Source organism: Burkholderia lata (assembly GCF_000012945.1).
GTDB lineage: Bacteria > Pseudomonadota > Gammaproteobacteria > Burkholderiales > Burkholderiaceae > Burkholderia > Burkholderia lata.
Map to the genome: position 1 here is coordinate 1,118,529 of NC_007509.1, position 25,358 is coordinate 1,143,886.

A 25,358-nucleotide genomic window follows, 5' to 3' on the forward strand; every position below is an offset into this window, starting at 1 on the left:
GCAACCGGTGCGTCGGGCCACCACTCGCCCGACACCCTGCCGCCTGATCTCCCCGCTCCCGTCACTCGACACCCGGTGCAGCCCCGATGCGGGTTCTGCTGCCGCGCTCGTACATCGAGAGGGCGAACATTGTGGTTGCAGCAACGAAAAAGCGCGCACTGAGCGTGCGCGCGCTGCCCCAACGATGAGCAACCTCGACCGTGTTCAAACCACGCCGTCGTCGTCGATATCACGCGCCGTCGGCTCGTAACGCACGATCAACAGGAACACGATCGGCGTAGCGGCGCTGATCGCGACAACCCAGAACATGTCCGTACCGAGCCGCGCCTGCAGGATCGGCAGCACGAACAGCGCAAGCGCCTGACCGATGCCGCACAGCGAACGCCCGAAGCCGACGCCGGTACCGCGGATCGCCGCCGGATACGACAGCGTCGGGTAGATCATCATCTGCGCGCCCGGCCCGAACCCTTCTGCGAACAGCCAGGTGCCGAGCATCAATAGCACGAAGCCGATCGCGAGTGCGCCATGCGGATGCCCCGCCAGCGCGAGCGCCACGAGCGCGACGAACTGAAGCGCGAACCCCGCGATCGCGACATGACGCGACGCATGGCGATGGGCGAGGCGCATGCCCAGCAAGCCGCCGGTGAACGCAAACAGCACGTTCAGCGCCAGCGATGCGGCGATCGTTTCGAACACGCCAGCACCGAGAAACTGCGACAGGATCGACGGCAGGAAGAATGCGATCGCCGTGTATTCGAACGGGATGCACAGGTTCATCACGCTGGCGACGATCGTGCGCCCCAGGTACGGGTGCTGGAACAGCACACGAATTCGCACGGGCGGCGGGCTCGGCGCGCGCCCGGCATCCTCCGCTTCGTGTGCATGAATCCCGTACGACTCGCGCAGAATCCGCGCGGCGTTGGCCAGGTCACCCTGGTTCGCGGCCCACAGCGGCGATTCGTTCATGAACCGGTTCCTGAACAGGATGATGACGAGCGCGGGCACCGCGCCGAAGATCAGCGACGCGCGCCACAGCCATCCCGCGTGCTCGGCGGGCAGCAGGAAATACAGCCCGAAGATCAGCAGGAAGCAGACCGAGGACGCCACGTACCACATCGGGCACCACGCCGCGAGCCGCGACGCCTTGTTGCCGCGACCGTTGAACTTCGAGAACTCCGCGAGAAACGCCATCGCGACGGGCAGGTCGATGCCGACACCGAGCCCCATCACGAAGCGCGCGCCGATCAGCACCCAGACGTTCGGCGCCAGCCCGGCCGCGATCGCCGCGACCACGAAAAACAGCATGTCGGCCATGAACACCTGATAGCGGCCGATCTTGTCGGTCAGCCATCCGCCGATCAGGCTGCCGAAGATCGTGCCGATCATGATCGCCGACCCGACCAGCCCGGTCAGTGCCGGCGTCAGGCCGAACTCGCGCGCCACGTCGTCGATCCCGTAGGACAGCGTCGTCAGATCATATGCATCGAGAAAGACGCCGCCGAGCGCCAGCAGCACGATCATCCGGGCATGGCTGACCGAGCTGTCCACCGTGTTGATCAGGCGCGCGACGTCGCTGGCCGAGCGAATGGGCGAGGAAACCGGGGTGACGGCGTTCAGGTCGATCGAACTCATCGCATTCCTTAGTGTTTCGCCGCATGATCGGCGATGTCCGCATGGCGCCGGAAGTCGCGCGTCTGGCATTCGCGCCCAACAGGGATCCGATGCAACCGCGATCCCCTCGTGTTCCGGCAGCAGGCATTCTGTTCTCCCGATCCGGTTATCCCAAGCGATATAAATCGATAAATTAATCGGCCCGCGTCATTAAGTTGCTCGCCGTCCGCGCTTAGCAGCGGCGTGCATGTTCAATCGCGGATTTCTTCGTTCGCGGAGCGCCGATGCTTCGTTACATTAGCCGGTCACCCTGCCCGTACGCGGCCCCTTGCCGCCCTTCCGGAGAATCCCCGATGAAGCTGTCCTGGTCCCGCGCGTGGCAATCCGCGGCCCTCGTCGTTGCCGCGTTCGCCAGCCTCGTCTCGGTGCACGCGCGTGCCGCGACGCCCACTGAGATCCGCGTCGACTACGCGTACTACTCACCGGAAAGCCTGGTGATCCGCCACTTCGGCTGGCTCGAGGACGAGTTCAAGGCCGATCGCACGTCGATTCGCTGGGTGCTGAGCCTGGGCAGCAATCGGGCGCTCGAATACCTGAACAGCGGCGCGGTCGATTTCGGTTCCGCCGCGGGTCTCGCGTCGGTGCTCGCGCGCGCGAACGGCAACCCGATCCATACGGTGTACGTGTTCTCCCGCCCCGAGTGGACCGCGCTGGTGGTCCGCAAGGATTCGCCGATCCGCTCGCTCGCGGACCTGAAGGGCAAGAAGATCGCCGCGACGCGCGGCACCGATCCGTTCCTGTTCACGCTTCGCGCGCTGCACACGGTCGGCCTGACCCGCGACGATGTCGAGATCGTCAACCTGCAGCATCCCGACGGACGCACCGCACTCACGAACGGCCAGGTCGATGCGTGGGCCGGCCTCGATCCGCACATGGCCGCGGCGCAGCTCGACGACGGCGCTCGCCTGCTCTATCGCAATGTCGCGTTCAACACCTATGGCTTCCTGAACGTGCGCGACGCGTTCGCCAGCCAGTACCCGCAGGCGGTCACGCGCGTACTGAAGGTCTACGATCGCGCGCGCCAATGGATCGTTGCGCATCCGGCCGATACCGCGCAGATTGTCGCCGACGAATCGAAGGTATCGCTGCCGGTGGCGAAACTGCAGCTGCAGCGCAACGACTTCAGCGATCCCGTTCCGGGTGACACCCAGCGCGCGGCGCTGAAGGCGGCGGCGCCGGTGCTGACGGCCGAACAGCTGACCAGGCCCGGCGTCGATCCCGCGAAGATCGTCGATACGCTGATCGATCCGTCGTTCGCGCGCCCGCTGGTCGACGCATCGCGCTGAGACTGCCGCCCATGACCGACACCGCTGCCCGCGACGACACGCTCGCACCCCGCCGCCCCGCCTCGTCACGCGCCGTCCGGCGCGATCCGCTTCGCAGATGGCGGATCGCGGGCCTCGCGCTGCCGTTCGCGGCGCTCGCGTTGCTGGAGGTCGTCGTGCGGCAGGGCTGGCTGCCGAGCCATCTCGTCCCGGCGCCGAGCGAGATTCTCGACACGCTCGCCCGCCTAGGCGTCACGCGCGTGGCGCGCCATGTCGGCGCGAGTACGCTGCGGGTCGCGGCGGGGTTTGCGGCGGGCGCCGGACTCGCGCTCGTCGTCGGCGCGGCGATGGGCCTGAGCCGCCGGATCGACGCGCTGTTCGAGCCCACCTTCCAGGCGCTGCGCGCGATTCCGTCGCTCGCCTGGGTGCCGGTGTTGCTGCTGTGGCTCGGCATCGATGAAGCCCCGAAGATCACGCTGATCGCCATCGGCGCCTTCTTCCCGGTCCACCTCGCGGTGGTCGCGGGCATTCGCGACGTTGACCGCAAGCTCGTCGAGCTTGGCGCGGTGTACCGGCTCGGCCCGCTCGCGCTGTTCCGCCGCATCCTGTTGCCGGCCGCGCTGCCGCAGATCGTCACCGGCTTGCGCACCGGCCTCAGTCTCGCGTGGATGTTCATGGTCGCCGCGGAGCTGATCGCGGCCACGCGTGGCCTCGGCTTCCTGCTGAGCGACGGCCGGGAAACCGGGCGGCCGGATCTCGTGTTCGGTGCGATCCTGCTGCTGGCGTTGCTCGGCAAATTGACCGACGGCGCGATGGCGCGCGTCGAATCGCACTGGCTCGGCTGGCGCGACGCCTTCGATCACACGCCACGCAAGGTGTCGACATGAGCCCCCCTCCTTCTGCACACACGGCGGCGAGCACCGCTACCCCGCTGCTCGACCTGCGCATCACCCGCAAGCTTTACGGCGATCGCACGATCCTCGCCGACGTCCCGCTGCAGGTCGCGCGCGGCGAGATCGTCTGCGTGGTCGGCCCGAGCGGTTGCGGCAAGAGCACGCTGCTGCGGATCGTTGCCGGCCTCGACACGGATTTCCGCGGCAGCGTGAAGCTCGGCGGCATCGCGCTCGACGGCCCCTCGCCGCGCGCCGGCGTGATCTTCCAGGAACCACGGCTGCTGCCGTGGCTATCGATCGCCGACAACGTCGGCTTTGCGGCCGGCCCGCGAGGCGGGCGTGAGCCGTCCGTCGCACGGCTGCTCGACGAAGTCGGCCTGGCCGGCGTCGCCCGGCAACTGCCGGCCACGTTGTCGGGCGGGATGGCCCAGCGCGCCGCAATCGCGCGCGGGCTGTTCGGCGAGCCGGACCTCCTGCTGCTCGACGAACCGTTCAGCGCGGTCGATGCGATCACACGGATGCGGTTGCAGACGCTGCTGCTCGATGTCGTCGAGCGGCACCGGACGGCCGCGATCGTCGTCACGCACGATCTGGACGAAGCGCTGTATCTCGGCGATCGCGTGCTGATGCTCGCGCCCAACCCGGGCCGCATCGACGACGAGATCCATGTCGAGGTCGCCCGGCCGCGCGATCGCCGTGACCCGACGCTGGCCGTGCTGCGCGCGCGGCTGCTGGACGCATTCCAGCAACTTCAGGATCGTGCCGACGAGACGAAGCGCCGAACGCTCGACCTTCAAGGCGCTGAGGCCTGACTTCGCACCGGCTGGTGCACGACGACCGGCGTCGCCCGGCCCCGAGTCGGCACGCGCTCAGCAGCTGGATGACGCATCCGTCATCGAATACCGGTGCGACAGGAATCGTCGTCATATCGGAGCCCCGACAGGGCGCTCGGCGTTTCAACCGCCCGCTCACCCCGCAGCGACGCGACATGGTGCAACATGCCGGCGCACCTCAACCGTGCGTATGCCGCAACTCGCCGTCGATCGTCTGCGGCAGCCTCAACAGGTTGAAGATCGGGCACACGGCCTCGACTGCTTCATGCAGTGCACGAATCGTCTCCGGCGGTTCAGGCGAGACGATATCGAGCGTGTAGCGAAGGTTGTGCGGGAACACCGGCACATGCTCGAACCCCGGGTGCTGCGCAAGCGGGTGCTGGTCGCCGGTCACCTCGACTTCGATCGAGTCGATCTTCAGGCCGCGCTCCGCGGCCTGGATCAGCGTGATGTGCGTCAGGCAACTGCCCAGCACGCCGAGTTGCAGCTCCGGCGACGCCGGCCCGAGGTTGTAGCCCGCGAAATCCGGCGGGCTGTCGCTGATCACCTGGAAATCGCGAATGCGGATTTCCCGCACGCCGCTGCGGCCCAGTGCGCGCACCGTCGCTTTCAACGGGGTGGCCTTGAGTTCCGGATTGCCGCGGGCGGCTTCTTTTTTCGCGAGCCAGGCGTCGCGTTTTTGTTGGAGATAGTCGTTCAGTGTCGTCATGTCGGGCCGGTACGGTCGCAATGACTGGCCATGCATACGGCGGCCAATCGAGAGGGATCTTCATGCTATTCCCTTCCGTGACAGCCACGAAACGATCATTCCGGCAAAGCAATTCGCGGTATGTGATGTCGCATTGCGACACGCGTGTCGAGGAACCGTCGGCGCTCCTCCATCCTCCACGAGTTATCCACAATTTCCGTGCATAACCCTGTGGAGAACCTCGCCGCAATTGCGCCGCAGCCCCTGCCGACAGGCGTCACGGCGCTACCTTCGTCGCATCGCAGGCATTGCACGCCACCACATCGCATCGGGTTCGGCGATCGAGCTTCACCGAGTCGGTGCATGGAGCGCGTCGAGATCGGCAGTCAGGCAGTTCGCACCAGAAATGTGCCGCGCCGACATCGGCCGCGCCGCGTCGGCCACAAGCCCGGCCCGACGCGCCAGCTCCGGTCGCGAACATCGGCGCATCAGGCAAGCGCTTCGTCACGCAGACGGAACTGCGCCACCGCCGCGCTCAGCCGCGAGCCTTGTTCATCGAGCGACAGCGCCGCGGCTGCGGCCTCCTCGACCAGCGCGGCATTGCGCTGCATCGTCTGCTCCATCTGGATGACCGCGGCGTTCACCTGCTCGATGCCCGACGATTGCTCCTCGAACGCACTGCTGGTGTCGTTCATGATCGTATTGACGCGCTCGACCGCCGCGACGAGCTCGGCCATCGCCGAGCCGGCCAGGGCGACGAGGCCGCTGCCGTCTTCGACACGCTGCGCGGAATGGCCGATCAGTTCGCGGATCTCCTTCGCCGCCGACGCGCAACGCTGCGCAAGCCCGCGCACCTCGGTCGCGACGACCGCGAAGCCGCGCCCCTGCTCGCCTGCGCGCGCGGCTTCGACGGCGGCGTTCAACGCAAGGATGTTGGTCTGGAACGCGATGCTCTCGATCACGCCGACGATCCCGGAGATCCGCGTGGAACTGTGCGAAATCGCCGACATCGTCTCGACGACGCGCTGCATCGCCTCGCCGCCGCGCGACGCGATGCCGGCCGCGCCTTCGACGTAGGTGCGGGCATCGCGCGCGTTGTCCGCGTTCTGGCGCACGGCCGCCGTCAGCTGCTCGACGCTCGCCGCCGCCTGTTGCAGCGAGACGGCCTGCTGCTCGGTACGCGCGGACAGGTCGACGTTGCCGCTCGCGATCGTGCGGACGTCGCCGACGATCGTCTCCGTGCTCGCGCGCACCTGGTTCACGGTATCGACGAGGCCGTCCTGCATCCGCTTGAGCGCATGCAGCAGATAGGCCATCTCGTTCTCGCCGGGCACGACGATCGTTCCGGTCAGGTCGCCTTTCGAGATCTTCTCGAACTGGTCGACCGCGAGGTTGATCGGCTCGATGATCGCCTTCGCGAGCACGCGCTGCGCAAAGAAGCCGACAACGAGTGCGAAGACCGCGACCGCCGCCATCCCCCACACGATCCGGTGGAAATGGACCCCGGCCGCCTCAAAGCGCGCCTTTTCGCGCGCGACCTGGAACGATTCGAGCACATCGATCGCCTCCTGGTAGGCGACGAACAGCGCGGGCGGCGCGGTACGCTGCGTGTCGAGGAAGCCGAAACCGTCATCGCCGTCGAGTTGCGAGAGCGCCTTCACGAACACGCCGTCAAGCAACGCCCGACGGCGATTCTGCAGCGTGTCGAACAGCGCCTGCTCGTCGGCGTTGCGCGCGTGCAGGCCCGCATAGGCGTCCAGTTCGTCGTTGCTTTGCTTGAGAAGCGTGCGGAGTTTCGCGATCTCTTCCTTGCCCGAGCGACCGGCGCTGATGATCTGCGCGACGTCGCTCATGCGTTCGCGCAGCACGAGCATCCGCTCGGAGCTGGTCTTCAGGTGCAGCAGCGACGCGGTGTCGTCGCGGTACATCGCCTCGAGCGAAGCGTTGCCCATGTAGAGGGCCGCGATACATGCGCCGACCACCAGTACGAGCAGCACGGTGTAGCCGGCGATGGTCGCGACGAGACCACCACGGATAGTGAGTTGTTTTCGCATGACGTTCCCTTGCGCCGGCCGGGCGCGGCCAACGACGGATGTGGATTCCGGATCACGAAAGACGCACGCCGCGTCACAACGCGGGGCGCATGGGCTGCGAACGGGTTAACGGCGGGGGGAACGGGGAGGTTTTATCTGCACGCGACGTGAATCTTGACGATTGCGACAGGTGTCGGTCGCCCCGCGCCTGTTTCGAGCGCTCACTCCGCGACCGGCTCCTGCGTGGTCGGGCTCAGGACGTGCAGCGATGCAAGCATCGACGGCGGAAACTGCCTGAAGCGGGCCCTGACGTCAGGAGCGACGGCGTCCGATGCGACTGGCTTCCCCGATGCGTTTATCGGGTGGGCCACGATCAAACTGAAGGGGGTCGCCGGTGCTTCGCGCATCGGATGAGGGCCGATCGCGGCGCGCTGGTGAATCCCTCGAATTTCATTTTCGATCATTGCTCTGCATGCCGAAAATTTTCCGGAGCGCGTCTCGATCAGTCATCCGCGGCGATTTTTATTGCCTGAATCTCCTATGAATCGAATGGTCTGCATATATCAGACGATGCATTGACAGGCAGCACCAGAGCGATCAACACGCTATACCTTTGACGAAGCTTGATAAATCAATACTGGATACACTCATGCGGCACTATTCAATAAATCCGGTAAATTCATCACTGGTTCTGTCATTCCGATTTATTGCAGACTGACTACACGTGACGCAACAAAGACTTTCTCACACACGTAAACAATCGAGCTTCTTTTCATTTCATTCAATAATCGACGACGCGTGCAACTGATATTTGCGTGATTCACGGTTCAACGCATCCGTCGACGAATCGGATAGCCCCGTACATCGCCGGATGCCCCGCAATGGGGTGGCATCGAAAACGGCATACCTGGTTGCGGTTTCCGCTGTTTTTCGCCAATTCACCGCGAATCATCCCGTGTTCGCGCGTTCCCTGCTCAACGTTGCGGCCAGTAACAGCAGCCGACCGTCTCGCCACTGCCCGCCCTCACTACAACGCCGATTAATTCTGAATTTGCATCAATCCGGAGAGACGCACCGCGCGCGCCACTGCTTCAAAAGAAAAGTCTCGGCACAATGCCGTCGCATGCAGGCGGTCGATGCTCGCGAATCCATCGCTGGCCAGCCGCATCGCCGACCGGATCGATTCGTCGATATCTCGCGCGCAGCCCGTTACACACGTCCGACTCTCGAACAAGGACGTGCCCCACCCCGGTTCCAACATGGCTCAGACATCCACTCACCATCCGCCCCTGGCTGGCGGCCAACTCGTCGTCGCAACTTTCGTGGTGGCGCTCGCCACGTTCATGACCGTCCTCGATACGTCGATCGCCAACGTCGCGATTCCCAACCTGTCCGGCAATCTCGGCGTCTCGGTCGACGAGGGCACGTGGGTCATCACGATGTTCGCCGCCGCCAACGCGGTGTCGATTCCGTTGACCGGCTGGCTCACGCAACGCATCGGCCAGATCCGGTTGTTCGTCGGCTCGATCCTGCTGTTCGTGTTCGCGTCGTGGCTGTGCGGCATCGCGCCGACGCTGCCCTTCCTGCTGGCCGCGCGCATCCTCCAGGGCGTGGTGGCCGGCCCGCTGATTCCACTGTCGCAATCGGTCCTGCTCAGCTCGTATCCGCGGGCAAAGTCCGGCACCGCACTGGCGCTGTGGGCCATGACCGCGACCGTCGGCCCGATCGCGGGCCCGCTGCTGGGCGGCTGGATCACCGACAGCTACAGCTGGTCGTGGATCTTCTACGTCAACATCCCGGTCGGCCTCTTCGCGGCCAGCGTGATCTGGGCGATCTATCGCAACCGCGAAACGGAGACCCGCAAACTGCCGATCGACGTCGTCGGCCTGGTGCTGCTGATCGCGTGGGTCGCCACGCTGCAGATCATGCTCGACAAGGGGCGCGACCTCGACTGGTTCTCGTCGCCGGTCATCATCGGGCTGACCATCGCCGCGCTGATCAGCTTCGCGTTGTTCCTGATCTGGGAATTGACCGAAGCGAACCCGATCGTCGATTTGCGATTGTTCACCCAACGCAACTTCCTCGGCGGCACGATCGCGATCTCGGTATCGTATGCACTCTACTTCGGCAACCTGGTGCTGCTGCCGCAGTGGATGCAGGAAGACCTCGGCTATCGCGCTTTCGATGCCGGGCTCGTCACCGCGCCGGTCGGCATTTTCACCGTGCTGCTGTCGCCGTTCATGGGACGCGTGCTGAAAGCGGTCGACGCGCGCATCATCGCCACGCTGTCGTTCATCGGGTTTGCCGGCGTGTTCTACATGCGCGTGATGTACGTGACCGACATCGACACGTGGCATCTCGTGATTCCGACGCTGCTGCAAGGCATTCCGGCCGTGCTGTGGTTCGTTCCGCTGATCGCGATCATCCTGTCGGGACTGCCGCCGGAACGCATCCCCGCAGCGGCGGGCCTGTCGAATTTCGTCCGCATTTTTTGCGGGGCCGCGGGCACGTCCATTGCCGGCACGGTATGGAACAACCGAACGATCATGCACCACGCGCATCTGACCGAGCAGGCGAACGTCGGCAACCCGATCTTCAATCGGCAGATCGACGCGCTGCAGTCGTCGCTGCATCTCGACATGTCGTCCGCGCATGCGCTGTTCAATTCGCTCGTCGATGGCCAGGCCGCCATTCTCGGGCTCGACGATTTCTTCTATGCGTCGACGTTCATCTTTATCTGCATCATCCCGCTGATCTGGATCACCCGGCCGCTGAAGGGCGAATCGTCCGACGCCGCATCGGGCGCGCACTGACGCGTCCGGCGCAATCGGAACGCCGTCGGCGCCCCGGTATCGGGTGCGTCGACGGAGCGTTCGGGACGGTGGCGGTAATTGCGACGCCTCCTCATCTCGATGCGCAACGCATGACGAGGCTGTCGCTCGTCGTCAGTCTCATGTCGCTGCCTTCACGCATGCTTGACGCGATCTTGCCGCACACCACGTGGAGCAACACGTCGACGAGATCGACCCGCACTCGCTTCCGAGCATGCAGCATGTCATGCCATCTCAAGCAGTGCAGACGATCACTCGGGAGAATCTCTGCGAACCTTGGGCGCGAAACGACACATCCTGAATGCCCGACACACCGCCACCGGCACCTAGCCGCCGCTGGCCAGCCTTGAACGGATCTCGTCGGGCGAGAGATCGCGCCGATGCGTGGCGATCTGCCATACATTTCCCCACGGATCCTTCACCATCGCCCGCCTGTCGCCGTACGGCAGGTCGGCCGGCGCTTCGAGCAGGGTCGCATGCGCTGCAAGCGCCCGCTGACAGGTCAGATCGGCATCCTCGACATAAACGTACAGAAACGCGACCATCGGATCGCGCAGGCCGTCTTCCCCGCTGATCATCACGACCGAATCGCCGATCCTGATTTCCGCAGGCAATCCAGGGCGGTACTCGCCCTGCGCGTGAAATACCGTTCGAATGAATTCGATCAGGCCTGGCGGATCGGGCACGACGATTCGAGGCGTGACGGTATGCCATCCGTCGGGCTGGAATTTGACCATGTCGGGCAGCCTCAGAAGAGATATCCGGGGTATTGTCCTCCCGGTACCCGAGGTCTGCAAAGGATCGACTTCGGCCGGCACGCGGGGTTTTACGCGGCCCTCAGAGAATCTCGACTTCGACAAACACCACTTCGTGGTCCGTCGCGTTGACGACGTTGTGTTCGACGCCCTTCGGCCCCGCATAGCTGCGCCCGGCGTGCAGTTGCGACTCCCGGTTGCCTTGTGCGGTTTCGAGCAGAAGCTGCCCGTCGGTTTGGGGCACGACGACATAGTCATGCTGATGAACATGCCAGCCGGTCTCGGCACCCGGTGCAAATCGCCATTCGGTGACGATCACGCGCTCGTTCGCTACCTGCTGGGTCGGGACGGCTTTCGGACGGTGTTGCATCGTATGTCTCCCACATTATCGGGTGGCTTGGCGGCACCCCAGCGGATGCCGCGATTCGGATGGCTCGCCATGCTCGCCGCCCATTCTAAAGACGAAGCGCATCGTTCGGCACCTTCAGATGGCTTGTGTTTTCCGGGGCATCTGTTTTCGCCGAACGCAGTGCACACTGGCCGGTGCCGCTACTTCTTCGCGATCCGGTACTGGCAGATGAGGCGCCCGTCTCGCAGGCAATGGTCCGTGACCGTGCGCCCCGTCGCCTCGGAAAAGTAGGCGGCGATGGCGCGGCACACGCAGGGCGTTTCGCGCACGGCGCTCGCGACCGGGCAGCTGTAATTGCGGACCATGATCGCATTGCCGTCGGGGACCGCTTCGGTGTGCGCGCCCAGTGCGTCGACGACGGCCATCGCGCCGGCCAGGTTCGTGTCGAAGTCGTCCGACGCCGGCAGGCCGTTCTCGCGCGCCAGGCGCCGGCCCGTATCAACGAGCACCTTTTCGAGCTGGCGTTCGTCGAGATGCGCCTGAAGCGTGGCGAGCAGTGCCAGCAGAAACGCCGGATACGCGCTCGATGCCGCGTCCTCGCTGCCCGGCGCAGCCTCGTAAAGCACGGCCGGCTTGCCCGGTGTCCCGGTCTGCACCGGCTTGTGCCGGCGCACGAGCCCCTCCGCTTCCAGCTGCTTCAACTGCATGTTGATCGCCGTGCGCGTCACATTGAGCGATTCGCAGAGCTGCACGACGGTCAGCGGTTCTCGTTGCAGCGCGCGTAGGACGTCGTTCTTGGTAGTCACGGGAAAAGGGTTCGGATCGGCGGGTGAGCGGTCGATTATAGCCTCGCGCCGGAAGGGCTCGACCGGGCCATATTAACAATAACGACACATCTATTTGTCATTATTGTCGATATGCACTAGACTCGTGTTGCCGTCCCCATCCCCAACCCACCGAAGAGTTCCGATCATGAGACGATCCGCGTCCCATCTTTCCTGGGCGTTCCTGCTTGGCCTCGCGGCCGCGCAGGCAGCGTCCGCCCAAACGCCGGCGCCCTCCGCCGGCCAGAAGTCGTCCCCGACGCAATTGGTCGATGCGCTGAATGGCGTGTTTGGCCGGCATCCCGGCGCGCGCGCCGTGCATGCCAAGGGCATCGTGCTCGAAGGGTCGTTTACGCCGAGTGCCGCGGCGCCCGCCATCAGCAAGGCGCCGCACTTCCAGGCCACCGTCCCGGTGATCGTCCGGTTCTCCGACTTTGCCGGCATTCCCGATATCGCGGACAACCATCCGCTCGCGTCGCCGCGCGGCTTCGCGATCAAGTTCAAGCTGCCGAACGGCAGCGATACCGATATCGTTGCGCATTCGTTCAACGGGTTTCCGTCGCCGACGGCCGACGACTTTCGCGATCTGCTGATCGCGATCGGCACGAGTGGCCCGAATGTGGTCAAGCCGACGCCGCTGGATACCTATCTGGCAAGCCACCCGGTCGCGAAGGCGTTTCTCACCGCGCCGAAGCCGTTCCCGGCCAGCTATGCGACGCTGCCGTACTTCGGCGTCAACACGTTCCGCTTCATCGACGCGAAAGGCGCCGTGACCTACGGGCGCTATCAGATGCTGCCGGTCGACGGCGAGCACTATGTATCGGATGCGGAGGCCGCCAAGGTGGCGCCCGACCATCTGCAAGCGGAAATCCGCCAACGCGTCGCGCAGGCGCCGATTCGGTTCCGCCTCGTCCTGCAGATCGCCCAGCCCGGCGACAAGCTCGACGATCCCTCCATCGTATGGTCGAACACCCATCGCACCGTGGAGCTCGGCACGATCTCGATCACGAAAACGGTGGCCGACAATGCGGCGGCGCAGCGCCGTCTGCTGTTCCTGCCCAACGCACTGCCGGCCGGTATCGAGGCGGAAGACCCGATGATCAATGCGCGTTCGGCCGCCTATCCGGTATCGTTCGCGCGCCGCCAGCAGTAAGTGCGACGATCGTTCTGGCCAACCCCTTCGCTATCAACTAAGTAGTCCATATGAAGCACGGCATGCCGCCTCCGAGAGAAACGACATGCCGTGCCGACACTATCCCGCCCCAGGAGAAAATCCCGTGCCAATGCTCAAATTCGACCTCATCGAGGGCCGCACCGACGAACAGGTGCGCACCCTGCTGGACGCTGCCCATCAGGCGATGGTGCAGGCGTTCGATGTCCCCGCGACCGATCGCTATCAGTCCGTTACGCAACATCGCCCCGGCGAACTCGTGGTGGAAGACACCGGCCTCGGCTATCCGCGATCGCGGGACGTGGTGCTGTTGACGGCCGTGAGCCGCCAGCGCACCGAACCGCAGAAGCTCGCGTTCTACCGGCTGCTGGTCGAGAACCTCCAAACGCAATGCGGCATCTCGCCGGACGACGTCATCGTGTCCATCGTCGAAAACGGTGACGCGGACTGGTCGTTCGGTCGAGGGCGTGCGCAGTTCATCACCGGCGAACTCATCTGATCGCCGGCTGCGCAACGCTGATTTCGATCGCCAACCGTTCCGCCCCGGGTCGAATGTGGCCGGGGCGGAACGATGGTCGATACGGGCGGCGCATGCACATCGCGGGCCGCAGCCCGGTCGTCATGACACGACTTGCCGCGACGAGGCGGCCACGATCAACCGCCGGACGATCCACGCACGACGTGCGCCGGGCGCCCGTCCTCCGCATCAAGCGACCGCGCAACGCGAAACCCGAGATCGTCGATCGCAAAGGTCGGATGACTGCGACGGCGATTCGTCGCAAGGCAACTGCGCTCGACGTCGGCCCAGCCCCCGCCGCGAAACACGCGATACGAACCGTAGACTTCCGGGTCGTATTGATCCGCGCACCACTCCCACACATTGCCCAGCATGTCGTGCAGCCCCCAGCCGTTGGGCTGCTTCTGACCGACCTCGTGCGTGCGGCCGCCGGAATTTTCCCGGTACCACGCGATGGCGTCGAGCTCGCCATATCTCGGGCCCTGCGTTCCCGCACGGCATGCGTACTCCCACTCCGCTTCGGTGGGCAGCCGATAGCCGTTGCTGCCCGGAACCGGCGAGGCATTCGTTCCGTCCTCGTGGATGTCGTAACCGCAACGCAGACCGTCGGCCGTCGACAGCCGGTTGCAGAACCGGACGGCGTCGAGCCACGAGACGTTCTCCACCGGGCGTTGCGTGCCGGCATGTGACGATGGCGCCAGCCCCGTGATTGCCGCGTATTGCGCCTGGGTCACCGGGTAGCGGCCGATCGCAAAGCGTTGCAGATCGACGCACCACGTGCGGCCGATCCGGTCGTCCCTCAATGCAATCGTGCCGGCGGGAACCTGCACCATCGGCAGCTCGAGCGTTTCAGACGGATATTCGATGTTCACCACGCTGGCGCACCTCTTTTACGAAGACAGCCGGACGGAACCGGCCTCGTCATAAGCGACGACGTTCAACCCTTCAGCTGCGGTCGGCGCAACGAAGTACCGCGTGATCCGTTCGAACTCGGCGTCCGACGCCTGGAACGGATGGTCGCCTCGCGCATTGCGCGCGTGCAGTCGCGCCTTGCAAACGGCATCGCTGACGTCGAGGTAGTGCAATCGATGGTCGCAGCCGGCGGCCTGCGAAATGGCGAGACCCCATGCGCGCGCGGCGACGGTATTGAACGGGACATCGAGCACCACCGACACGCCGGCCTGCAGCACCGCGCGGGCGTGATCAGCAATCACGTGGCCAACGCGCTTCGCGTACCGGACATAGTCGTCGATCGACAGGATCTCGCCCGGATAGAGTTGCGCGAGCCACGCATCTTCGCTGATCGAAACGACCGGCCCGGCGCTCGCGAGCCGCGCGACGAGCGTCGATTTTCCGGATGAGATCTTGCCGCATACCATGTGGAGTAACACGGCATCGTCCGATGCCGTCGCGTGAAGTGACTTCCCAGTCTGCATTTCCAGGCTCTCCGTCGAATGCCCAGAAAGCAAAAACCCGCCTTCCGGGCGGGTTGTGACGATATCCATTCAGTCGATCGCTATCCCGCCGGCAACATTGCGGCGCAAATAATCGAGGGGGTTTGCGAATGGGTCATGGGCGTCAGAATAACCAACTGCCCGATCGCGAGCAAGCGGATTGGAAGCGGTGCACTTCGTCCTGCACGCTTAAAACTGATACGCTAGCCGGAAAATAAATGTGGAATTCCGAGGCGCTCTCGCGCCGCCGCCATTCAAATAACAGATAAAAGGTCATTCCAGAATGAAACGTAGTTTTGTCTATGCCGCCCTGCTGGCGATGTCGTCATTGGCCACACAACCGGCACTGGCCCAGGAAAAAGCCGTGCCGCCTGTCTATGCTGGGCTCTCCGAGCGCTTCCAGGGAAACACGCGTTACGATTCCCCCGTATTGACCGTCAGCGATTCGGGATTATCGGCGGATCAAGGCATCGTCAATGCGCAATTGACGCTGGTCCAGACGCCACGCGGTGCCGATTCCGTGCTGGGGCTGGCGGTCGGCTTCCATACGACGGAGAAGTTGAATTTCAGTACCGTGCGCGACTACGGGAAATTCAGCACCCGCTACAAGGAGGCCAACGTCCCGGTCGCGATCCCGACGCTGAACGGCGGCGGCTACAACGACACCGAAAACTGGAACACGGTGGCCGACGGCGGCAAGACCTGGCCCGTCAACGGCGGCCTCTTCATCAAGCTGGACCGCTTCGACCTGAAGGCCTACGAGATCAGCGGGACCGACCTCGTGCTCACCCTCTCGAACTACGACGCGGTCGACAAGGTCTTCCGGATCCGGATTCCGGCCGCGTATCTGGCGCGCTTTCTCGACAGCATTCCGAACGACCGCCGCCTGATACCGGCGGCGATGTTGAACCGTCCGTCGGTCTTCGGCGTGCACTTTGTCGACCTGGACGAAAAAGCGCAGGCCGCCATGAAACTCCCCGGCAGCGCGATGCAAATCCTCGCCGTGCTGCCCGGCACGGTCGCCGATCGCGCCGGCCTGAAGAATTACGACGTGCTGCTGCGGTTCGGCGATCGCCCGCTGAAGCAGATGGACGACCTGAGAGACGCCGTGCTTTCAACACCCAAGGGCACGGTGGTGCCGCTGACGGTCTGGCGCGATGCCAGGGCGGTCAAGCTGCCGGCGCAGTTCTGAGATCGCCGTCGAACCGGGACGCGAACGCGGCCACGCACCACGCCGCAGGCGTCACGCCGCCCCGTCGCGCCCCTTCGGAAACACGCCGCGGCTCATCGCATCGAGCTGCCGGCCGATCTCCGCGTGCAATTCGGCGGATATCTCGAGGCTGTCGAGCAGCTTCGAAATCCACAGCCCGTCGGCGGCGAGCCGGCAGATCATCAGCGTCGCGGCCTGCTCGAGCGGCACCGGGTCGGGCCGTGTCCATTCCCGCATCGGCACCGACCAGCGCTCGCGCGTGTCCTGGTCGGTAATCATCGACGCGACCAGCACGCGCAGCACGTCGGTACTCGCAACCGGATGCGACTCGTCGAGCACCGCATGCATATAGGCCCGCGCCACGGCGCCGGCGCCGCCGGCATCCGCCGCCACCCGCGCAGCCATCTGCTCGGCGAACCGCTCGGTCGCCTGACCGAACAGCGCATCCAGCAGCCCCTGCTTGTTCGCGAAGTGATACTGCAGCGCGCCTTTCGTCACGCCGGCCCGCTCGGCCACCGCATCGAGCGTCAGCGCGGCCACGCCGTGATGTGTCGCGATTTCCGATGCGGCCGCCAGCAACTGCGCACGCACCTGATCCGGCGCTTTTTTTCGACGTACGCCGGCGGTGGGGGCGGCCGGCGCCGATGATGCTTCAGGCGCCTGCGTGCCGGCCGCTCCAGCCGGTTCGACGGGCGCGGGCACGTCGTGCGGCGCGGGTTCGAGGTGTTTTTTCATGGTGCGGATGTTAGCACCCGGGCGTCTCAATATAAACATTCCGGCCGGATGGTATGATCCGCCGCATGACTACACCCACCCCCTCCCCCTGGTCCGCGCTCGACACCGCCATCGCCCGTGGACGCGACGCCCTCGTGCGTCTCCAGCAGCCCGACGGCAGCTGGTGTTTCGAACTCGAATCCGACGCGACGATCACCGCGGAATACATCCTGATGATGCATTTCATGGACAAGATCGACGACCTTCGCCAGGAGAAGATGGCGCGCTACCTGCGCGCGAACCAGCGGCTCGACACGCATGGCGGGTGGGCGCTGTACGTCGACGGCGATCCGGACGTGTCGTGCAGCGTGAAGGCGTACTTCGCGCTGAAGGCGGCCGGTGACAGCGAACACGCGCCGCACATGGTCCGCGCGCGTGACGCGATCCTGAAGCTCGGCGGCGCGGCCCGCGCGAACGTATTCACGCGCATCCTGCTCGCGACGTTCGGCCAGGTACCGTGGCGCGCGGCGCCGTTCATGCCGATCGAATTCGTGCTGTTCCCGAAGTGGGTGCCGATCTCGATGTACAAGGTCGCGTACTGGGCGCGCACGACGATGGTGCCGCTGCTCGTGCTGTGCTCGCTGAAAGCGCGCGCCCGCAATCCGCGCAACATCTCGATCCGCGAGCTGTTCGTCACGCCGCCGGACGAGGAACGCCAGTACTTCCCGCCCGCCCGCGGCATGCGCAAGCTGTTCCTCGCGCTCGACCGCACGGTGCGCCACGTCGAGCCGCTGATGCCGAAGGGCCTGCGGCAGCGCGCGATCCGCCATGCCGAGGCGTGGTGCGCGGAGCGCATGAACGGCGAGGACGGGCTCGGCGGCATCTTCCCGCCGATCGTGTACTGCTATCAGATGATGGAAGTGCTCGGCTACCCGGACGACCATCCGCTGCGGCGCGATTGCGAGAACGCGCTGGAGAAGTTGCTGGTCACGCGGCCGGACGGCAGCATGTATTGCCAGCCGTGCCTGTCGCCGGTGTGGGATACCGCGTGGAGCACGATGGCGCTCGAGCAGGCGCGCGGCGTGGCAGTGGCGGAAGACGGCGAGCCGGGCGACGCACGGCGCGCACTCGACGAACGCATCACGCGCGCATACGACTGGCTGGCCGAACGCCAGGTGAACGACCTGCGCGGCGACTGGATCGAGAACGCGCCGGCCGACGTCCAGCCGGGCGGATGGGCGTTCCAGTACGCGAACCCGTACTACCCCGACATCGACGACACGGCGGTCGTCACCGCGATGCTCGATCGCCGCGGCCGCACGCATGCCAACGCGGACGGCACGAACCCGTATGCGACGCGTGTCGCGCGCGCGCTCGACTGGATGCGCGGGCTGCAATCGCGCAACGGCGGCTTCGGCGCATTCGACGCCGACTGCGACCGCCTGTACCTGAACGCGATTCCGTTCGCCGATCACGGCGCACTGCTCGATCCGCCGACCGAGGACGTGTCGGGCCGCGTGCTGCTGTGCTTCGGCGTGACGAAACGCGCGGACGAACACGCGTCGCTCGCGCGCTGCATCGACTACGTGAAGCGCACGCAGCAGCCCGACGGCAGTTGGTGGGGCCGCTGGGGCACGAACTACATCTACGGTACGTGGAGCGTGCTGGCCGGCCTCGCGCTCGCCGGCGAGGACAAGTCGCAGCCGTACATCGCCCGCGCGATCGAATGGCTGCGCGCACGGCAGCATGCGGACGGCGGCTGGGGCGAGACGAACGACAGCTATATCGACCCGAAGCTGGGCGGCACCAATGGCGGCGAAAGCACGTCGAACTTCACCGCATGGGCGCTGCTCGCGCAGATGGCGTTCGGCGACTGCGAATCCGATTCGGTGAAGCGCGGCATCGCGTATCTGCAGTCGGTGCAGCAGGAAGACGGCTTCTGGTGGCACCGCTCGCACAATGCGCCGGGCTTTCCGCGCATCTTCTACCTGAAGTATCACGGCTATACCGCGTACTTCCCGCTGTGGGCGCTCGCGCGCTATCGGCGGCTGGCCGGAGTGGCAAACAAGCGCGTATCGACTGCGGACAAGACAGCGGACGCAATGGCGTAAGGGTCCGTTTCGTCAAGGCAAGTTCAGCGCGCCGGAGGGTCATCCGGCAGATCGGACGGCAACCGAGTCCGCGGAACGCGCCGTGCATGCCGGCATGGCGCGCGAACCCGACTCGGGTGCGACGGAAGTCCCTCAGCAACGCATGAATGCGGTCAACGACCCGGCGGCGTTTGCCCGGATCGCCACCGTGTTCGGTACGGCGCGCGGCCATGCAACGCGCGTCGATGTCGCTCAACGTCGCCATCACGATCGACATGGACCACTCGTAGTCTGCGCAGCGGGTGGCCACGCAATCCGCGCATCAATGAAATCGTGGCGATCAGCGGTAGTCATTGCGTAACGTCGTGGATGTTTTCGCCAGCCGGGATCGTAATAAGCGGCGTACCGCTGGCATCGGTGGAGATGGGGTACCTGGGGCCGCGCGCAATCGGCAGGGCTGGGTCCAGCTTCAGGCCCGCCCCGACAGCACGAATTGATGTGAATCAACGAAGGCGCGCGAGAAGCCGATCAGGTCTGCCCGCCGCGCGCAATTTCGCGAGCGGCAACTCGCGTAGACAGCGCCACACGCCGGCTGCCTTGCAATCGCCTAGCCGTCGCCAACATGCCAAGTCCAGGCAGCCCCCTCTCGGCGCGCAGGTCGTGCCTACACAGCCCGGTGTCTTGAGCACGAACAAGATGCCTGTCAACTGCGCGCGATGAAAACGGGCAAGCGGCCTGGATCCTTCTCGCACCGTGGATTGAATAGTGGAAGCAACGACTCGATTCGTGTCGTCAGTTCGTCGTCGATGACAGGTTTGCCCACCTTCTCGGTTTCAGGTGTTCCCATACCCACGGTTAGCCACTTGCGGGCAAGGTGATTCGCCCGAGAAACCTGTCTGAAACCCTCTCTTACCCTCGGATCACATGCTACGCGGGTCCTCAATGCATGCAGTTCCAAGTGATTGACTCGATCACCACACTGCATCGGAGGAAGCATCGTTGCATACATCGCGCACCGGCTCCCGCGATGTCCGTTTGGTCATGCTCTCAATTCAGATTGATTGGCGCGGCAAGACTGATTTCTCTTCAGCGCCCAGGCACGGATCGTTGTGAAAAAAACTCACAACCACACCCTCATCGAATCAATCAGGAATCACTTCGCCGGCCCTCTCCTGCCATCCAATTCACAAAAATAACTCCACAAGCAATGAATTGCGAATCAATGACCCTCGATTTAATCCAAAATTGACTTTTGTTATTTACCGCACCGTTCTCAAAAAATATTCCCGAACCTCAAAATCAACACGTACGATTGATCGTGCTCGCGCCCCTTTACACAACCTGAAGAACAGTGCGCCGAGCGCGTAATTTCCACTATCACCCCCAGCACCAACCAAGATAAAAGCCAATGGATTTTAATTATCCATCGCTCGATGGATTAATTTCCATTTACCAAAATTACCATCAATTTTCGATATACGAGGCGCTCAATGACTACCGAATTTCCGGCCACATTCATCGTTGGCACCGCAACGGGTCTGACCGCTCGCACGCTCCTGCAGGAACTGGTCGATCTGCCGATGAGCGTGAGACGGTTTGGCGTAATGGGCGACGGGGTGACTGACGATACGGCGGCGCTCCAGGTGGCCTTGAATGCAGGGATTCCCCTTTACTTTCCGCCTGGGACCTATCTGTACAGCAATACATTGACCGCAACCGCGTCAATAATAGGGGCCGGGTGGAATTCGATTCTTCAGTGCACGACCTCACAAGGTCAAAACGCATCCATTTACTGGAACAACGCAAGCAATTTCAAAATCCAGAATTTGCAGTTTTATTCAAAGAATGCAGCAGGGTACTACAGCAGCGAGAGCGCCGGCCCGGTCAATCTGGAATCCTGCAGCCTGTTCGAGATATCCGGATGTCAAGTCAACAACGCCGCGAGTCAAGCCGTCATGATGCGTGCATGCGTCAACGGGAAGGTGTTTGGAAATACGCTACGCAATCTCTGGCATGATGGCTTTCACGTCACCGGAGCAAGCTCCGACATTACCATCACGAACAACGAAGTAATAAACGGCGGCGATGATGCATTTGCCGTCGTCGGATATCAACAAGACGGCATTCGCCCGCGACGCATCATCATTTCCAATAATCGCGTCGACCAGACAAAATACGCCCGAGGAATCGCCATCGTCGGCGCCCAGGAGATAACGGTCACGGGGAACCAGATTTATAACTCCCAGTGTGCGGGCATTTATATTGCATCGGAAGCGAGCTACGCGACGTACGGCAATGCCAATATAAAAGTTGCCGACAACATCCTGGATACATGCGGCATTTCTTCCAATATCAGTGCGTTTCCTGATTTTACGAACGGTTCAGACGGTTATGCAGCGCTGCAAATCAGCGCAGCAACCGGGTTCAACAACTCCCACATCGACGTCACCAACAATACAATCAAGAATTCGGCGGGAGGGCCAATAGCCGTCATCAGCAACGGAGGCACTCATACCCAGATCAGCATTTCGCAAAACAAGTTGATAAACGGATGGGATCCAAAAAATAAAAACGGATTCCCGTTGACGACAATCAGTGCAGCTTCGGCCACCCGCACGCTGAACTTCGCCAATAATCCGGGCGTGGTCGTCGGCATGACGGCGTGGTATTTCAATGGCTCGACGAGCGTGCAAATCGGTACGGTTGTTTCCGCTACTGCATCGACGGTCACGCTGAACCAGAATGCGACCGTCCCTGGCGGTGGGACCGTGATCTTTTCTGGTGTGGGCTTGTTCGGGGCAACGATCGCGACAACGGCCTCGGCCTCGGGCGGCGCCACCTCGCTCACCTTCGCCACAACGACCGGGGTTGCCTACAACGACAATTACGGCTTTGGCTCGCCGGGCGATGAAACGACCGGTGTGTCGATTGGACAGGGTGTCAGCGGTACCAATATCGCGGCCGGAACCTTCGTGATCGGTGTGACCGCGAATTCGGTGACGCTGAGCCAAGGTACGACGAGCGCCATCGCAAGCGGTGCGTCTATCGTTTTCACGCCGATGGTCTGCATGGCATCGCAGACGCTCGCGACCTCGATCGCTGCAGCATCGGGAACCAACACCTTGACGTTCACGCCGTATCCGTCGGCGCGCGGGTGTGCGGTGGGACAAGGGGTATCCGGAACGAATATCCCGATCGGCACTTACGTGACCTCCGTGTCCGGCAATGGAAATGGCCCGACCGTCACCCTGTCCAATAACTTTACCGGTAGCGGAATTGCCAGTGGCGCCTCCATTACCTTCACCGGGACGGGCTCATTGAACAACACCAATGGAATCGAGCTGTTCAATACCAGGGAATGCCTTGTTTCGAAAAATCATCTATCCGGCATCGCCAAGGCCGGAATTTACCTGGACCCTTCCTGCACATATTTGACGGAGATCAGCGGCACTATCGGGGAAAATATCGGTTGCTGCAACGCAGACGCCTATCTGATTGCGGCGGGCGCACTCGTGACGGGTGCATCTCTTAAATTACGAGGAAATTATATGGCCCAGCCGGTCAATTATCCTCGGGCGGTTTCCGGTCTGATTTTTTCGAGTTCGTGGAATTACACGTCGTGGAGTGAAGACAATTTCGCGCAAAACGGGTTCGTTGGTCCAGTTGTCCCGCTAACGCCTATCGTGGAGACGGTCGGTGCTTCGCCGTGGACGTTTGCCAACAGCAACCTGAGCGCAGTCAGCATGTCGGTTGCCGGTGGCACCGTGACGTCAATCAGTGTCTCGCGGAACGGACAAACGGCTTTTGCAACCGGATTGACGAACGGCATGATCGATCTCAAACCGGGAGACGCCATGACGATCTCCTACAGCGCCGCCCCCACCGTCACAATGATTCCGAGACTGGGGCAATGACACGGACGTGACGGCGACACGCACGCGGGGAGATCGACGATGATGATTGCGTCACTCGGCTCCCCGCGCTCCGTCCGACATCGATGCCGGGCGCCGTAGAGGGTAGCGGCCCTGGCAAATATCGCGAGAGCGTCGAACGGACACATGCGTGGTCGCCCCCTTCCGTCGCCATCCTGTTCGTTCCAAGCGTCGTGCCGATATGCACGGTGCGCGCCTCGAATCCAGTCCTGCCTGGTCGGTCGGCATACCCTTCGGCCTGCCCGACAGCCTTGATGAAGCCAACGCCAGGCTTGCCTCGCGCGGCGACATCCGTTGCCGCGCCTACACGAACCCCTCCTCCACCAGCGTGCTCCCGTCCGCCGTGATCTCGTGCCGCTGGCCCGACCCGCCGGCCACGCGGCTCCAGCTTTCCGACACGAGCACGGCCGCGGCGCCGTCGTTGCGCAGCGCATAGCCGAACCCGCCGTACATGCCCGGCACCGCGAACCACACGCGTTCGGCTTGCGCGTCGAGTTCGAGTAGCGGCTCGAGTTCGGGCAGGCGCAGCGCGTCGACGCGCAGGTGCGCGATGCGGCCGCGAATCATGTCGTGGAAGTGGTGCTGGATGTCACGCAGCGTCCCGTCGGGCACAAAACGCCGCGGCTGCGGCGTCAGCAGGTCGACCAGATGTCGATGCCCGCGCTGCTCGGCCAGATCGACCGGGCGCGCACCCTGTGCATCGCGCAACATGCGCCATGCACCGAGCTGCAACAGCTCGACGACAACCTCTTCCGGTGCGCCGCCATATGCAGCCTGATGCAGCGGCGTATAGCGCGACGTGCCGCCCAGCCGGGTCGCATTGACGAGACTCGACTGTTTCGCAACGAGACCCAGCATCGTCGCCCAGTCGCCATCGCGCGCCGCATCGGCCAACGCGTGCCGGCTCGCGACCTGTGCGTCGTCGAGCACGTCGGCGCCCGTGATTCCATCCCATGTGATGCTCAATCGGCTCTCCTGGTGTATCGGCCAGCGCTATCGTAGCGCGCGATCACGCAATGCCTCTCCGCGCCGACGACGCATCGAGCACGTCATGATCCAGCAGCAGGTTCAGCAACTGGCGGCGTGATTCGATGCCGAGCTTCGCAAACGCGCGCCGCGCGTAGGTATCGATCGACGACGGCCGGATGCCGAGTTCGTGCGCGATGTCCTGCGTCTTCCTGCCGCGTATGAGCCGCGCACACACCTCCGATTCGCGCGACGTCAGCTTCCCGAACACGTCGTTCAGGCGCTGCGCAGCACCGCTTTCCTGCGCGCGTGGCGCATCCGCGTCCGCATCGGCAGGGCGATCGCCGACGATGCGCCGATGCGCGACCGCCAGCGGCAACACGATCAGCGCGACATGCCGGACGATGCTCAGCTCCTTCAGCGAAAACGCCGGCAGCCGTCGCGCGCGGCACACCGACAGCGCATAGGTCAGTTCGTCCACGCGATACGTGACCACGCACTCGTCGTGGATGTCCTCGGTGTCGTAAAACGCGCGGCGGATCTCGGGGTTCAGCCGCAGCGTCGAGAGCTGCAGCAGCTGCGTGTCGCGTTCGCCGCGGATGCAGTCGAATGTCGTGTCGATCCGTGCGAAATCGCGGTAGTAGCGCGTCATCGTGCGCTCGATCTGGTCCGGATAGGTGCCATAGCTGCCGATCCAGCCGACCCGGCGATCGTGCAGCGATTCGTCCTCGTAATCGAGATGAATGGAATCGCAATCGACGATGCGCGTCAGGCTCTCGAACACGACCGCGACGAAATCCGGCGAGCCGATCGCGGCGGCCACGGCCGACAGCGCGTCGGACATGAAGACGAGCTGGCCCAGCTGGATATCGATCGTCGTATCGGCGTCATGGTCGGTCATACGATGCACGGGAGAACGGGACGCTTACCGTTACCACGCCAAAAGTGCGCTGCCAATTCCCGCGCGCGGGTTTCCGGTGCGTGCCGCGGGTCCGCTGTACGGATTTCATGGACAGACACGCCAACAGCCGCCGCATACAGTCATCCCCGAGATTCGGCGAGGCCCGCCGGTGTGCACACGCAGCACAGCGAACCGCCGCGAGCCTCATCGACCGACCCGCGGCGCGCGTGCGCGATGCCACGCGCCGCCCTCGTTTCGAAA

At 63.9% G+C, this 25,358-nt stretch carries 21 protein-coding genes and 1 pseudogene; 9 read left to right on the plus strand and 13 right to left on the minus strand.

Annotation, left to right across the window (positions count from 1 at the left end):
* Positions 1–204: 204 nt before the first annotated feature.
* A complete protein-coding gene (locus BCEP18194_RS04770; protein ID WP_011350189.1) occupies positions 205–1,632 on the minus strand; it encodes an MFS transporter in 1,428 nt (475 codons plus the stop codon).
* A 332-nt stretch (positions 1,633–1,964) separates the two neighbouring features.
* Between BCEP18194_RS04770 and BCEP18194_RS04775 the strand changes: the two genes are divergently transcribed.
* From BCEP18194_RS04775 to BCEP18194_RS04785, 3 genes are read left to right on the plus strand one after another with little or no spacing between them, the layout of a single operon-like run.
* Positions 1,965–2,957: an aliphatic sulfonate ABC transporter substrate-binding protein gene (locus tag BCEP18194_RS04775; RefSeq protein WP_041492505.1), complete on the plus strand. Its 993-nt coding sequence runs from the start codon at positions 1,965–1,967 to the stop codon at positions 2,955–2,957.
* An 11-nt stretch (positions 2,958–2,968) separates the two neighbouring features.
* Positions 2,969–3,823 carry an ABC transporter permease gene (locus BCEP18194_RS04780; protein ID WP_011350191.1) on the plus strand — a complete coding sequence of 285 codons (855 nt, stop codon included), beginning with the start codon at positions 2,969–2,971 and terminating at the stop codon, positions 3,821–3,823.
* Positions 3,820–4,641 carry an ABC transporter ATP-binding protein gene (locus BCEP18194_RS04785; protein WP_011350192.1) on the plus strand — a complete coding sequence of 274 codons (822 nt, stop codon included), beginning with the start codon at positions 3,820–3,822 and terminating at the stop codon, positions 4,639–4,641. Before BCEP18194_RS04780 ends, BCEP18194_RS04785 begins: the two co-directional genes overlap by 4 nt.
* A 199-nt stretch (positions 4,642–4,840) precedes the next feature.
* Here BCEP18194_RS04785 and BCEP18194_RS04790 read toward each other — a convergent pair whose 3' ends face one another.
* From BCEP18194_RS04790 to BCEP18194_RS04800, 3 genes are all read right to left on the minus strand, one after another.
* Positions 4,841–5,371: an OsmC family protein gene (locus BCEP18194_RS04790; RefSeq protein ID WP_041492506.1), complete on the minus strand. Its 531-nt coding sequence runs from the start codon at positions 5,369–5,371 to the stop codon at positions 4,841–4,843.
* 467 nt (positions 5,372–5,838) lie between these two features.
* Positions 5,839–7,404, minus strand: coding sequence for a methyl-accepting chemotaxis protein (locus tag BCEP18194_RS04795; protein WP_011350194.1), 1,566 nt, complete (start codon positions 7,402–7,404; stop codon positions 5,839–5,841).
* Positions 7,405–7,604: 200 nt separating this feature from the next.
* Positions 7,605–7,847 carry a hypothetical protein gene (locus tag BCEP18194_RS04800; protein ID WP_011350195.1) on the minus strand — a complete coding sequence of 81 codons (243 nt, stop codon included), beginning with the start codon at positions 7,845–7,847 and terminating at the stop codon, positions 7,605–7,607.
* 795 nt (positions 7,848–8,642) lie between these two features.
* On the opposite strand from BCEP18194_RS04800, the gene BCEP18194_RS04810 reads away from it, so the two are divergent.
* Positions 8,643–10,196, plus strand: coding sequence for a DHA2 family efflux MFS transporter permease subunit (locus BCEP18194_RS04810; RefSeq protein WP_011350196.1), 1,554 nt, complete (start codon positions 8,643–8,645; stop codon positions 10,194–10,196).
* A 344-nt stretch (positions 10,197–10,540) separates the two neighbouring features.
* On the opposite strand, the gene BCEP18194_RS04815 is transcribed toward BCEP18194_RS04810, so the two are convergent.
* The 3 genes from BCEP18194_RS04815 to BCEP18194_RS04825 all read right to left on the minus strand — a co-directional run bounded on the left by BCEP18194_RS04815 (position 10,541) and on the right by BCEP18194_RS04825 (position 12,124).
* A complete protein-coding gene (locus tag BCEP18194_RS04815) occupies positions 10,541–11,032 on the minus strand; it encodes a VOC family protein (RefSeq protein ID WP_244272796.1) in 492 nt (163 codons plus the stop codon).
* Positions 11,033–11,051: 19 nt separating this feature from the next.
* Positions 11,052–11,339 (minus strand): cupin domain-containing protein, encoded by a 288-nt coding sequence (locus tag BCEP18194_RS04820; RefSeq protein WP_011350198.1) that lies wholly within the window; start codon positions 11,337–11,339, stop codon positions 11,052–11,054.
* Between the two features lie 179 nt (positions 11,340–11,518).
* On the minus strand, positions 11,519–12,124 hold the full coding sequence (locus BCEP18194_RS04825; protein WP_011350199.1) for a helix-turn-helix transcriptional regulator: 606 nt from the start codon (positions 12,122–12,124) through the stop codon (positions 11,519–11,521).
* Between the two features lie 94 nt (positions 12,125–12,218).
* On the opposite strand from BCEP18194_RS04825, the gene BCEP18194_RS04830 reads away from it, so the two are divergent.
* Together BCEP18194_RS04830 and BCEP18194_RS04835 are read left to right on the plus strand one after the other, a co-directional pair.
* Positions 12,219–13,295: a catalase family peroxidase gene (locus BCEP18194_RS04830; RefSeq protein WP_208860684.1), complete on the plus strand. Its 1,077-nt coding sequence runs from the start codon at positions 12,219–12,221 to the stop codon at positions 13,293–13,295.
* Positions 13,296–13,425: 130 nt separating this feature from the next.
* Positions 13,426–13,812, plus strand: a complete 387-nt coding sequence (locus BCEP18194_RS04835; protein WP_244272797.1) for a tautomerase family protein — start codon at positions 13,426–13,428, stop codon at positions 13,810–13,812.
* A gap of 155 nt (positions 13,813–13,967) precedes the next feature.
* On the opposite strand, the gene BCEP18194_RS04840 is transcribed toward BCEP18194_RS04835, so the two are convergent.
* Positions 13,968–14,663, minus strand: a complete 696-nt coding sequence (locus BCEP18194_RS04840) for a formylglycine-generating enzyme family protein (protein ID WP_050781572.1) — start codon at positions 14,661–14,663, stop codon at positions 13,968–13,970.
* Between the two features lie 57 nt (positions 14,664–14,720).
* Entirely contained in the window at positions 14,721–15,266 is a 546-nt protein-coding gene (locus tag BCEP18194_RS04845; RefSeq protein WP_011350203.1) for an AAA family ATPase, read from the minus strand.
* A 301-nt stretch (positions 15,267–15,567) separates the two neighbouring features.
* On the opposite strand from BCEP18194_RS04845, the gene BCEP18194_RS04850 reads away from it, so the two are divergent.
* Complete coding sequence (locus tag BCEP18194_RS04850) at positions 15,568–16,476, plus strand: PDZ domain-containing protein (RefSeq protein WP_011350204.1); 909 nt, start codon at positions 15,568–15,570, stop codon at positions 16,474–16,476.
* Between the two features lie 51 nt (positions 16,477–16,527).
* Here the strand turns inward: BCEP18194_RS04850 and BCEP18194_RS04855 are convergent, their stop codons facing one another.
* Positions 16,528–17,229, minus strand: coding sequence for a TetR/AcrR family transcriptional regulator (locus BCEP18194_RS04855; protein WP_041492510.1), 702 nt, complete (start codon positions 17,227–17,229; stop codon positions 16,528–16,530).
* A 53-nt stretch (positions 17,230–17,282) separates the two neighbouring features.
* Between BCEP18194_RS04855 and shc the strand changes: the two genes are divergently transcribed.
* Positions 17,283–19,319: a squalene--hopene cyclase gene (gene shc, locus BCEP18194_RS04860; protein WP_011350206.1), complete on the plus strand. Its 2,037-nt coding sequence runs from the start codon at positions 17,283–17,285 to the stop codon at positions 19,317–19,319.
* A gap of 13 nt (positions 19,320–19,332) precedes the next feature.
* On the opposite strand, the pseudogene BCEP18194_RS39195 reads toward shc, so the two are convergent.
* A pseudogene (locus BCEP18194_RS39195) lies at positions 19,333–20,121 on the minus strand (IS5/IS1182 family transposase); the annotation flags it as partial.
* 667 nt (positions 20,122–20,788) lie between these two features.
* On the opposite strand from BCEP18194_RS39195, the gene BCEP18194_RS04865 reads away from it, so the two are divergent.
* Complete coding sequence (locus BCEP18194_RS04865) at positions 20,789–23,212, plus strand: right-handed parallel beta-helix repeat-containing protein (RefSeq protein WP_011350209.1); 2,424 nt, start codon at positions 20,789–20,791, stop codon at positions 23,210–23,212.
* A 321-nt stretch (positions 23,213–23,533) separates the two neighbouring features.
* Here BCEP18194_RS04865 and BCEP18194_RS04870 read toward each other — a convergent pair whose 3' ends face one another.
* Together BCEP18194_RS04870 and BCEP18194_RS04875 are read right to left on the minus strand one after the other, a co-directional pair.
* Entirely contained in the window at positions 23,534–24,196 is a 663-nt protein-coding gene (locus tag BCEP18194_RS04870) for an ankyrin repeat domain-containing protein (protein ID WP_011350210.1), read from the minus strand.
* Between the two features lie 43 nt (positions 24,197–24,239).
* Positions 24,240–25,097: a helix-turn-helix transcriptional regulator gene (locus BCEP18194_RS04875; protein ID WP_011350211.1), complete on the minus strand. Its 858-nt coding sequence runs from the start codon at positions 25,095–25,097 to the stop codon at positions 24,240–24,242.
* Between the last annotated feature and the right edge of the window lie 261 nt (positions 25,098–25,358).